Annotated in this window: 14 protein-coding genes and 1 pseudogene; 11 read left to right on the forward strand and 4 right to left on the reverse strand. The window is 35.9% G+C overall.

Annotated elements, in window-relative coordinates; all coding sequences use genetic code 11:
- Positions 1–125: pseudogene (locus EWV66_RS21970) on the forward strand (IS630 family transposase); the annotation flags it as partial.
- 158 nt (positions 126–283) lie between these two features.
- Here the strand turns inward: EWV66_RS21970 and EWV66_RS21975 are convergent.
- Together EWV66_RS21975 and EWV66_RS21980 are read right to left on the reverse strand one after the other, a co-directional pair.
- On the reverse strand, positions 284–553 hold the full coding sequence (locus EWV66_RS21975) for a type II toxin-antitoxin system RelE family toxin (protein WP_052277430.1): 270 nt from the start codon (positions 551–553) through the stop codon (positions 284–286).
- 1 nt (position 554) lies between these two features.
- Entirely contained in the window at positions 555–770 is a 216-nt protein-coding gene (locus tag EWV66_RS21980) for a RelB antitoxin-like protein (RefSeq protein ID WP_002786275.1), read from the reverse strand.
- A gap of 106 nt (positions 771–876) precedes the next feature.
- Here EWV66_RS21980 and EWV66_RS21985 point away from each other — a divergent pair, with 106 nt between their 5' ends.
- Both EWV66_RS21985 and EWV66_RS21990 read left to right on the forward strand, forming a co-directional pair.
- A complete protein-coding gene (locus tag EWV66_RS21985) occupies positions 877–1023 on the forward strand; it encodes a hypothetical protein (protein ID WP_155726632.1) in 147 nt (48 codons plus the stop codon).
- Positions 1024–1059: 36 nt separating this feature from the next.
- On the forward strand, positions 1060–1407 hold the full coding sequence (locus tag EWV66_RS21990; RefSeq protein WP_002751511.1) for an HVO_A0114 family putative DNA-binding protein: 348 nt from the start codon (positions 1060–1062) through the stop codon (positions 1405–1407).
- A gap of 71 nt (positions 1408–1478) precedes the next feature.
- Here EWV66_RS21990 and EWV66_RS21995 read toward each other — a convergent pair whose 3' ends face one another.
- Together EWV66_RS21995 and EWV66_RS22000 are read right to left on the reverse strand one after the other, a co-directional pair.
- Positions 1479–1901 carry a type II toxin-antitoxin system VapC family toxin gene (locus tag EWV66_RS21995; RefSeq protein ID WP_052277431.1) on the reverse strand — a complete coding sequence of 141 codons (423 nt, stop codon included), beginning with the start codon at positions 1899–1901 and terminating at the stop codon, positions 1479–1481.
- Positions 1888–2148: a hypothetical protein gene (locus EWV66_RS22000; protein WP_002737535.1), complete on the reverse strand. Its 261-nt coding sequence runs from the start codon at positions 2146–2148 to the stop codon at positions 1888–1890. Before EWV66_RS22000 ends, EWV66_RS21995 begins: the two co-directional genes overlap by 14 nt.
- A gap of 162 nt (positions 2149–2310) precedes the next feature.
- On the opposite strand from EWV66_RS22000, the gene EWV66_RS22005 reads away from it, so the two are divergent.
- From EWV66_RS22005 to EWV66_RS22040, 8 genes are all read left to right on the forward strand, one after another.
- A complete protein-coding gene (locus EWV66_RS22005; protein ID WP_167341555.1) occupies positions 2311–2469 on the forward strand; it encodes a hypothetical protein in 159 nt (52 codons plus the stop codon).
- Positions 2470–2765: 296 nt separating this feature from the next.
- Positions 2766–3047: a type II toxin-antitoxin system RelE/ParE family toxin gene (locus tag EWV66_RS22010; protein WP_002740810.1), complete on the forward strand. Its 282-nt coding sequence runs from the start codon at positions 2766–2768 to the stop codon at positions 3045–3047.
- Between the two features lie 9 nt (positions 3048–3056).
- Positions 3057–3371 carry a HigA family addiction module antitoxin gene (locus tag EWV66_RS22015; RefSeq protein ID WP_036399402.1) on the forward strand — a complete coding sequence of 105 codons (315 nt, stop codon included), beginning with the start codon at positions 3057–3059 and terminating at the stop codon, positions 3369–3371.
- Between the two features lie 209 nt (positions 3372–3580).
- Entirely contained in the window at positions 3581–3793 is a 213-nt protein-coding gene (locus EWV66_RS22020; RefSeq protein ID WP_185237768.1) for a RelB antitoxin-like protein, read from the forward strand.
- Positions 3780–4052, forward strand: a complete 273-nt coding sequence (locus tag EWV66_RS22025; protein ID WP_185237769.1) for a type II toxin-antitoxin system RelE family toxin — start codon at positions 3780–3782, stop codon at positions 4050–4052. Before EWV66_RS22020 ends, EWV66_RS22025 begins: the two co-directional genes overlap by 14 nt.
- Before the next feature lie 41 nt (positions 4053–4093).
- On the forward strand, positions 4094–4363 hold the full coding sequence (locus EWV66_RS22030) for a hypothetical protein (RefSeq protein ID WP_185237770.1): 270 nt from the start codon (positions 4094–4096) through the stop codon (positions 4361–4363).
- Positions 4364–4650: 287 nt separating this feature from the next.
- Positions 4651–6000, forward strand: a complete 1350-nt coding sequence (locus EWV66_RS22035) for an AAA family ATPase (protein ID WP_185237771.1) — start codon at positions 4651–4653, stop codon at positions 5998–6000.
- Positions 5987–9715 carry a CHAT domain-containing protein gene (locus tag EWV66_RS22040; RefSeq protein WP_287107585.1) on the forward strand — a complete coding sequence of 1243 codons (3729 nt, stop codon included), beginning with the start codon at positions 5987–5989 and terminating at the stop codon, positions 9713–9715. Before EWV66_RS22035 ends, EWV66_RS22040 begins: the two co-directional genes overlap by 14 nt.
- The last annotated feature ends 252 nt before the right edge of the window (positions 9716–9967 follow it).

A 9967-nucleotide genomic window follows, 5' to 3' on the forward strand; every position in this document is an offset into this window, starting at 1 on the left:
CTGACTTTTCTTCAGCCATTTATGAATGTTTGAATGATGCCCATTTGAAACATAAAAAAGAACTGGATTCCTTGCTGACTCTACGATTTCAGAAGTTTAATAAATCTCAGATTATGAACTTCTAAAGTATATATTATACGGTCGCTCTCTCAAAAAAAATCACAGTTCATCACATAATCACATCAATCACAGTACAGACGATGAATGAACAACGCGCCCAAGCTTATGTTAATTTAATTGAACAGTTGCTTGCTTGTACTGATGATGAGGAACCCAATTAAAATTAGGGAAAATAGCGATAAAAATCCCGTCGATGTAGAACACGCATCATTTCTACCTTATTTCCTTGTACTTCTATTCCGATACGATAGTCACCAACACGAATACGATAACGATTAGGATAACCCTTCATCGCCTTAATATTACTTAAAACCTCCAAATTGATAGCTAAGGGGAGTCTTTCAAAAGCAATATCGACGATTTGATCATATATAGGTTGTTTTTTCAACTTCTTTAAATCTTTTAAAAATAATTGGCGATACTCAACTTCCAAATTATTCCTCCAGATATTGTAATGCTGTTTGACGGTCTAATAAAGGGGTTGACATCGCTTCATCCATTGCTTGACTTAGACAATAATCTTCTAATCTATCCGATAACTCATCTAAGGCAATTTCCGCTTCAGGAAAGATTTGTTTCCACACTTTAATAGGGATAACAACCCCTGTTAGTTCACCATTTGTATCTCTCAGGTACTCAATTTCTAACATTTAACGCTTCGGATTATCATTAGTTTTATATCTCCCGGCATTTTGTGGGAAACTATACAATAATATACCAAATAATAACAAGTAGCGCCATAAATTCTGATGTATAATGACTTTTAAGGGTAGTTTGGGGTTGAAGGGTACGGTTATGGATGAAGCCAAATTACAAACTTATGTTAATTTAATTGAACAGGCGATCACCGTCATTTCGATGGTGTGGAGTCTCTTTATGCTTTCTCTTCGCCAGACCAATTGATGGCCGACTTCAACTCTGACATTTTGAGGTGAAATTATGAACACGGTCGTTCTTGAAGTTCGCTCCTTGACTGACACCCTTGCCGATGCCGTTCAAGCGATGAAAACGGGTCGAGCAGAAAAAGAAGTTCGTATCAGTTTTGCTACCCCCGAACTTCTCTGGAAAGTTCTGACTGCCAAGCGGTGGGAACTCCTCAAAGCTATGTGCGGTGCTGGCCCCATTTCTATCCGTGAGGCGGCGAGGCGAGTACATCGGGATGTTAAAGCAGTACATGGAGATATTACGGCACTTTTAAATGTCGGTATTCTGAGTCGTGTAGCAGATGGGAGTGTAGAGTTCCCGTTTGAAGCGATCAAGGTTGAATTCATGTTGCAAGCCGTTTGATCGCCAGATTAGCAGCGATCGCCAATAAAGAGGATACCTGAAGCAAAAGTATTATCATTCTCTCGAAATTATTAAGGATATCCTAAGAATAGATTTTGAAAAGTATGGGTATCCTGCCAGCGATAGATTGAAAAATCGCGGCGATCTGACGTTAAAATTTTCCCATGCCCTAAGTTTTCAGCTAATACTACTAATGAAGCATCAGCTAGATCCATTGGTATATCTTCATAACGTTTCATAAGTTGTTGCATTCGTCTAACATGATTTGATTGTAACTCAAATACTTCAAAACCACCTGCTAAGAAATTTTGGATAAATAGCAATTGAGCATGATTACCGAGACAAGTTAGCAAAAGGTAACAAGTTTCGGTGACAACACACCAGGTTGTTATTAGGGGTTCTCGCAATCTTTGAATTACAAGCTGTGCTTGCTGATGATGATTATCTTGCTCATTGGCGAGAGCCAACCAGAAGCCTGTATCAACTATAATCATGTTTGGCTGACCATTCTTCCTTCAGAATAGTTTTATAATTAGTAGAAAGATCGGGCGAACCTTGTCCACACCCAATAAAACCGCTTTCTTTCAGCACTTTAAGGGGATCTGAGTTACGCGGGTGTAGTTTGGTATATTGTTGCTCAATAACTTGATTGAGCAGGGTAGTGATATCCTGATCGCTATGTTGTTGGATGTAGGCGAGTTTTTCCCTTTGTTCTTGGCTAAGATGAATGGTGATGTCCATAGTCTTTCTCCTTAATAATGTCTAAACTATGATTAGAATGATTGAATGATAAACTATGATTAGGTTATCTTTGACAATCATGAGTGTTTATTATATTATACGGTCGCTCTCTCAAAAAAAATCACAGTCCATCACATAATCACATCAATCACAGTACAGACAATGAACGAACAACGCGCCCAAGCTTATGTTAATTTAATAGAACAGTTGCTCGCTTGTACTAATGATGAGGAACTCAATAATATTCTGCAAGCAAATCAGGAATTTATTGATCCCGATTTTTTGCAGGTGATGGAAAACTATGCAACAGGGTTAAAATAATAAGGATACAATAACCATGCAGATTTATTTAACACAAAACTTTGGGCAATATCTCAACCCTCAAGCGAGAAATATAGAAGAATATGAGGTGTTTTTAACTGTTGGGGACATTGACAACAGGCTAAGGTGTTGTTAGTATGTCCAACATGAAGGCTACCGCGATCATTTGTCGTCGCGTCATCTTGGCCCCAGACGCATTCGCAGAAGTCACTGTCTGGCCTGTTCCCCAACCAGTTCTGCCATTGGAGCATCCTTACGTTATATACTTAAAAGTAGGATAAGAAATTGTTTAGAGAGTGATCCAAAACTTTAAAGATAAAGAAGCTCAAAAAGTTTTTGAACGTAAACATTCGCGTAAATTGCCATTAGATATCCAACAAGTGGCATTGCGAAAATTGCGGATGCTTAATCGTGCGGAAACCCTGCAAGATCTTCGTGTCCCACCAGCAAATCGATTGGAACGTCTGGTTGGTGACAGGGAAGGTCAATATAGCATTCGGGTTAACGATCAATGGCGAATTTGCTTTGTCTGGCAAAACGGTGATGCTCTAGACGTAGAAATCGTTGATTATCATTGAGGTAAAATAATGAATGAAGATAAACTAATGCCAATTCATCCCGGTGAGGTTCTTTTAGAGGAATTTATCAAGCCAATGAACCTTAGTCAGAATCAAATAGCTCTGGCTCTTGGAGTTCCCGAACAATGTATTAACGAAATCGTTCACGGAAAGCAGCCTATCACAGCGGATATAGCTCTTCGGTTAGCTCGTTATTTTGATATGTCACCGCGATTTTGGCTGGGATTACAAATGGATTACGATCTGGACGTTGTTGAAGATGAAATAGGAGATCAATTGGACAAAGAAGTTGCTGTAATGACAGTTATTTGTGCAGAAAAGTAATTTGTTTGATATGTTCTAAGGCAGAAACTTGGAATATATCAAACAAATTTGGCAGCAATCGCCCTTGACAATCACGAATATTCATTGTATCCAATTATATTATATGGTGATTCTCTAGAAAAAATCACAGTCCATCACATAATCACAAAAATCATAGTTAAGACAATGATGGTTTTCTGAAAACACAAATAACCTTGACGGAGGAATCAATGCTAGAAATCAGCAAAAACTATGTATTAGACAACAATCAAAAAACGATTGCCGTTCAGATTCCCATTGCTGAATTTGAAAAAATCGAAGAAATTCTTGAAGATTATGGACTCGCAAAAATGATTGAAGAAGTTGAAAATGATCCAACTCTTTCCAAGGAAGAAGCCTTAAAATACCTAGCATCAATCAACAATAACAATGTGGAAAGTTGAATATACAAAAAGATTTCTAAAAGAATTAGCGTCTTTACCTCAAGATATACAATCTAATATTAGATTAATTGTTTTTGAGGAATTAGAAGCTAATAATCCTTATGAATTAGGGTATTTAAAGAAAATGAAAGGCTACAAAGATAAGTATAAAATTAGAATAGGAGATTATAGGGTTGGCTTAACTCTTGACAAAAAAAATCAAAAGATTATCTGTCAAAGAGTTGCCCATCGCCGAGAAATTTACAAAACTTTTCCTTAAGTATTTCAGTATTTTTTCTCATTGATTCAAATGCAACGGTTATGGATGAAGCCAGATTACAAGCTTATGTTAATTTAATAGAACAGTTGCTCGCTTGTGCTGATGGTGAGGAACCCAATATTCTGCAAGCAAATCAGGAATTGATTGACCCTCAATTTTTGCAGGTGATGGAAAACTATGCAACAGGGTTAGAAGAACAAGGAAATCATAATCCTGTTGCTTGGTTACGGAATATGGCGCAACAGTTGAGGCAGTTTCTCACCCTTCGACTGGTCAATACTGGATTTAGGGCAAACGCATCTAAATTCTAGATTCCTTATCTAATAAGACTTTCAGCGTTTCAGAAAAAATCAACCATGATCTCGAAAACCCTTATCCAGCCTACCTTTCAAAAATAAGATGCGTTCCCCCTGATACTGGATTTAGGGAGATTGTATTTTTTGAAAAGCTATAATATAATTAATTATGAGGCTCTTCTCGACTTTGTGTGATAATTTTTGCTTATGGAATCGTGAAATGTTTACTGGGAAAGACTTTTAGGACTATTTTGCGGATATTCTATCAGTATAGACCTAGTTTCCACACAGAATATTGTTCAATGACTATGACCAAAACTAATCTTGCCAAAAATCTCAAAGAAGCTTACCGAGTTTGTAATCTTGATCCTCTAAGGGGTGAAGCTATGAAACGATATTATGTTGATTTATCAAAAGTTCGCAATACCAAAGCTATAGGTCAAGTTGATACAATTCTTGAATTTCAAGAACCTGAAAAATTTACAACAATTTTATTTACAGGTCATCGTGGCTGTGGAAAAAGCACAGAATTAAGGCGAATTCAGGAAAGATGGCAAGAAAAATATTTTATTGTTTATTTAGAAGCTGATCGGGAAATTGACATTGAAGATGCGCGTTATATAGACTTATATTTAGTATTAATTAAGCAAATTGAATATGAACTCAGACAACGAGGAATTAAGTTTGATGATGAACTTCTGAGTAATTTTGAAGCTTGGTTTAAAGATATCACAGAAGAAACAGAGGAAACCGTTGAGAAGTCTGTGAGTATGTCGGGAACTTTAGATGTTAGTTCCTCTCCCTTTCCTATTCCTTTTGTAGCTAAATTATTAGTGAAATTATTAGCACAAATTAAAGGGTCTGATAAACGTAAAAAAACAATTCGTCAAACCTTAGAACAAGATATTTCTCGCTTACAAGCTGATGTAAATTTTTTACTAGATGATGGGTTTAGAAAATTACAGCAAAAATTTCCTCAATATCAAGGATTTTTAGTAATATTCGACAATTTAGATCGAGTAACACCAGAAGTAGGCGATCATTTATTTTTCGATTATGCAGCACAGTTACAAGCCTTGGGATGCAATATTATTTATACTGTGCCAATTTCTACAATCTATTCAGCTAAAAAAGTCAATAATTTTTTCGATAACTCTAATATTGTCCCGATGATCAATATCTACAATTTACAAAGAAATAAGCCCGATTTAGACTATCAAGAAGAAGCCTTAAAAGCTGTTGCTAAATTAATTGAAGTTAGGGTTAATGTTCAGGATGTTTTTGCTAATTACGATGATTTATTAAGTTTAGCTAAAGCTAGTGGCGGTCATGTTAGACAACTAATGCAAATGATGAGAACTGCTATTACTTCAGCAAATGCAAAAGGCGGCTCTAAAATTGATAGTGAAGACGTACAAACTGCCATTAAACAAGTACAATTTGATTTTGAAAGAGTCATTCCTGATGAGCATTATACTCATTTAGTAAATGTCTATTTAAACAAGGAAATTAATAACAATCAAATTGGACAACTTATGTTATTTAATACTTCTGCCTTAGAATATAATGGTAATGATAGATGGAACTATATCAATCCAGTTGTTGAATCTATTCAAGCTTTTAAAAAGGTATTAAAAAATGTTAGAAACTAAATCTTTCTCTATTTCTAATCATCGTTTATTTTTAGTAAAAAATCAGCAGAGATTAGCTGAGTTACTAACTTTTATTGATTTTGCCGAAGGATTAACTATTGGCTTTATTGAAGTTAACCGCAATGAGGAAGCTAACTGGATAGTTGAGAGTTTAATGAATAATTCTCAATGTCAAAATATACAATTTATTGTTTTAAATATAGATGATTCTCAGGTGCGTTTTTTATTAGATGAAATTTTAAACTATTTATCTAAAAATCCCCCTTTAGAAGATAAAAAGCAAGTGTTAATTATCAAAGGATTAGAAAATTCTATCGGATTTAAGGATTATCCCCCTATTTTACAAAATCTCAATTTTGTTAGAGACGCTTTTACTTATGATGTTCCTTATCCCATATTATTTTGTTTACAAAACGATACTATTACTAGATTTGCTAGATTTGCCCCTGATTTTTGGGCTTGGAAATCAGGTATTTTTAAGTTTGAATCTCTACCAGAAGAAAAAAATATTGATCGTCAATTTGTGAATTTTGCTCGGGTTCTTGAACGAGATGGAGTATCAGAAACTCAAGCAAGAATTGATCTATTAACTAGATTATTTGCAGAGTATTCAGCAGAAAAAAATATATCTATGATGATAACAACTTTACAGCAATTAGGGGTTGCTTATTACCGTAGAGGAGAGTTACAAAAAGCGGAAGAATCTTTGCTAGAAGCTTGGAATTTAAGTAATCAAATAACATCATTAGAACCGACAAAAGTAGCCACTCTTGAGACCTTGGGTTATGTATATAAGAAAGCAAAGAAATATGAGGAAGCAGAAACAATTTATCAACAGGTTTTGAATGTTTATTCTGAGCAAAAGTTTTCTCAAAAATGGGCTAAAATTCAAAATAGTTTAGGTAATGTTTATCTTGACAAGAATCAAGGCAGTAAAGCTGATAATTTAGAAAGGGCGATCTCTTGTTTTAATTCTGCTTTAGAAGTATATACCCGTGATAGCTTTCCTTCTGAATGGGCAATGACAAAAAATAATCTGGGGGTTGCTTATAGTAATCGCATCAGAGGGGAAAGAGCGGATAATTTAGAGTTAGCTATTGTTGCTTATAACCAGTCTTTAGAAGTATATACCCGTGATAGCTTTCCTGAACAATGGGCAATGACACAAAATAATCTGGGCAATGCTTATAGTGATCGTATCAGAGGGGAAAAGGCAGAAAATTTAGAGTTAGCTATTGTGGCTTATAACCTGTCATTAGAAGTATATACTCGTGATAGCTTTCCTGAACAATGGGCAATGACACAAAATAATCTGGGCAATGCTTATAGTGATCGTATCAGAGGGGAAAAGGCAGAAAATTTAGAGTTAGCTATTGTTGCTTATAACCTGTCATTAGAAGTATATACCTGTGATAGCTTTCATTATGAATGGGCAGGAACACAAAATAATCTGGGGAATGCTTATAATAAGCGCATCAGAGGGGAAAGGGCAGATAATTTAGAGTTAGCTATTGTTGCTTATAACCTGTCATTAGAAGTATATACCCGTGATAGCTTTCCTTCTGAATGGGCAATGACACAAAATAATCTGGGCAATGCTTATAGTAATCGTATCAGAGGGGAAAGGGTAGAAAATTTAGAGTTAGCTATTGTTGCTTATAACCTGTCATTAGAAGTATATACCCGCGATAGCTTTCCTTATGAATGGGCAATGACACAAAATAATCTGGGCAATGCTTATAGTGATCGTATCAGAGGGGAAAAGGCAGAAAATTTAGAGTTAGCTATTTTTGCTTTAAACCAGTCTTTAGAAGTAATAACCCCGACTGCTTATCCCATAGACTGTTTACAAACAGGACGAAACTTAGGGAATGCTGCTAACCTAATCGAAGACTGGGAAACCGCTATCAAAGGCTACAATTTAGCCATCGAAGCGTCAGAAATCATCCTACTAGAAGCATTAAACCCCCAACAACAACAAGAAATCCTCTCAGCCGCTATAGACCTTTATTATGGTATAGTTCAATTCTATCTCAACCTCAATAAACCAGATCGCGCTTTAGAATACGTTGAACGTAGCAAAACTCGCTATCTAGTCCAATTGCTTACGGAACGAGATATCTATCCTAAAGGTAATATCCCCCAAATAATTATTACCGAATTAGATCGCCTCCGTCGTGCCATTATTGGCGAAGAACAACGGTTAGCCATCCAAGAACAAACCCGCAATAGGGGAGAAATTTTACCCCTAGATCAACAAAGACAACCCATCTTAAATGACTATACTCACCTCAATCAATTAAAACAAGAATTAAATCAACTAATTGACCGAGAAATCACCCCCATAGATCCCACTTTTAGCTTAACTCAAAAGGTTGAAAGTATTCCTCTAAGTGAGATTCAATCCTTAATTGATCAAGATACTGCCATCTTAGAATGGTATATTTCAGGGGATAGTATTATGGCGTTTATTGTTACTAATGAGGGTTTGATCCCCCCTAACCACCCTTCAAAAGGTTTGATCCCCCCTAACCCCCCTTTAAAAGGTTTGATCCCCCCTAACCCCCCTTCAAAAGGGGGGGATTTTGAGGTAAAAGGGGTTAAAGTTTGGCAATCTTCAGCAGAAGATCGAGGAAAATTGATTGATTTTATTAAAAATTATCGTGATGCTTATGAAAATAATAAAACCGAGTGGATCAATAATCTTAATGATTGTTTAAATCAACTCTCAGAAATTCTCCCCATTGATGAACTTTTAGAACTGATTCCTAAATCCTGCTCTCGTCTCATCCTAATTCCCCATTGGTTTTTACATATTATTCCCCTTCATTGTTTACCCCTAAAAAATGGACAATTTCTCTATCAACGCTTTTCTAATGGTGTAGGATACGTTCCCAGTTGCCAACTCTTAAAACTGGTAAAATCATTACAGCGTGAAAACTTTACTCGTCTTTTTGCCATTAAAAACCCCACCAGAAAAGACCTAAAACCTCTCTTAGGTGCAAATCTAGAAATCGAGAGAATTAGTCAAGGATTTGCTACTGAAAAAACTATTATTATTGGGGAATTAGAAGCATCAGAACAAACCCTAGAAAACCGTCGTCAAGAATTACAAGCATCTCATTGTCTTCACTTTTCCTGTCATGGTAAATTTAATAATGAATCCCCTAGAGACTCAGCTTTAATGTTAGCAGATCCAGACGGTAACTTAGGAGAATTAGCTAACCTAACCCTAGCAGAAGTATTTGAAAAATTTGACTTAAGAGAATGTCGTTTAGTCACTTTTTCTGCTTGTGAAAGTGGTATAATCGAAAGTAAAGCCGATAGTATTAGTGATGAATATGTGGGTTTACCGAGTGGGTTTCTATTTGCAGGAAGTTCTAGTGTTGTTAGCACCCTTTGGACAGTAGATCCCCTAGCAAACACGTTATTTATGGCTAAATTTTATCACGATCTTAAACGAATTTCTATCCGAGATGAAGGAAGTATCGCTATTGTTTTAAATCATACTCAAACCTGGTTAAGAACATTGAATAGTCAAAAATTAGCCAGAATTAAAAATAGTCAAAAATTCCAGCAATTACTTGATCGAGTCTTTGAAAGTAAACGGGATAGAAGAAAATTCCAAGACTTATTAGAAGCTGCGGTTAAACGTGAACCCTATCCCTTTGCCAATCCCTATTATTGGACAGCATTTATCGCTACAGGGATTTAATCTATTGTTCCTTGAGAATACAATTAAGTTGAGGTATTCTCCCCCCTTTTTAAGGGGGGTTGGGGGGGATCACTTTGATTTAAGAATCAGGATAATTTTGACAAAATTTATCCAGTCCTTGATCCTGAATATAAAGGCTCTTCGGGAATTGTTATGCAAATAATTAACTTAAAATAAAATTCGATGAGAGCGCCTACGCTCAAAAGTAGCTGAAATCCATACAGGGAAGGACTTAAGGCACAAACAGGTTAA

It is taken from the genome of Microcystis sp. M_OC_Ca_00000000_C217Col, from assembly GCF_007095585.1.
GTDB classification, from domain to species: domain Bacteria; phylum Cyanobacteriota; class Cyanobacteriia; order Cyanobacteriales; family Microcystaceae; genus Microcystis; species Microcystis panniformis.

What these genes read in the sequence shown, in the direction of transcription:
- EWV66_RS22030 (WP_185237770.1), top strand. Translation starts at nt 4,094, where the DNA reads ATGGATGAAGCCAGATTACAAGCTTATGTTAATTTAATAGAACAGTTG.
- EWV66_RS22000 (WP_002737535.1), bottom strand. Translation starts at nt 2,148, where the DNA reads ATGGACATCACCATTCATCTTAGCCAAGAACAAAGGGAAAAACTCGCC.
- EWV66_RS22005 (WP_167341555.1), top strand. Translation starts at nt 2,311, where the DNA reads ATGAACGAACAACGCGCCCAAGCTTATGTTAATTTAATAGAACAGTTG.
- EWV66_RS22025 (WP_185237769.1), top strand. Translation starts at nt 3,780, where the DNA reads ATGTGGAAAGTTGAATATACAAAAAGATTTCTAAAAGAATTAGCGTCT.
- EWV66_RS21990 (WP_002751511.1), top strand. Translation starts at nt 1,060, where the DNA reads ATGAACACGGTCGTTCTTGAAGTTCGCTCCTTGACTGACACCCTTGCC.
- EWV66_RS21985 (WP_155726632.1), top strand. Translation starts at nt 877, where the DNA reads ATGACTTTTAAGGGTAGTTTGGGGTTGAAGGGTACGGTTATGGATGAA.
- EWV66_RS21995 (WP_052277431.1), bottom strand. Translation starts at nt 1,901, where the DNA reads ATGATTATAGTTGATACAGGCTTCTGGTTGGCTCTCGCCAATGAGCAA.
- EWV66_RS22040 (WP_287107585.1), top strand. Translation starts at nt 5,987, where the DNA reads ATGTTAGAAACTAAATCTTTCTCTATTTCTAATCATCGTTTATTTTTA.
- EWV66_RS22020 (WP_185237768.1), top strand. Translation starts at nt 3,581, where the DNA reads ATGCTAGAAATCAGCAAAAACTATGTATTAGACAACAATCAAAAAACG.
- EWV66_RS22015 (WP_036399402.1), top strand. Translation starts at nt 3,057, where the DNA reads ATGAATGAAGATAAACTAATGCCAATTCATCCCGGTGAGGTTCTTTTA.
- EWV66_RS21980 (WP_002786275.1), bottom strand. Translation starts at nt 770, where the DNA reads ATGTTAGAAATTGAGTACCTGAGAGATACAAATGGTGAACTAACAGGG.
- EWV66_RS22035 (WP_185237771.1), top strand. Translation starts at nt 4,651, where the DNA reads ATGACTATGACCAAAACTAATCTTGCCAAAAATCTCAAAGAAGCTTAC.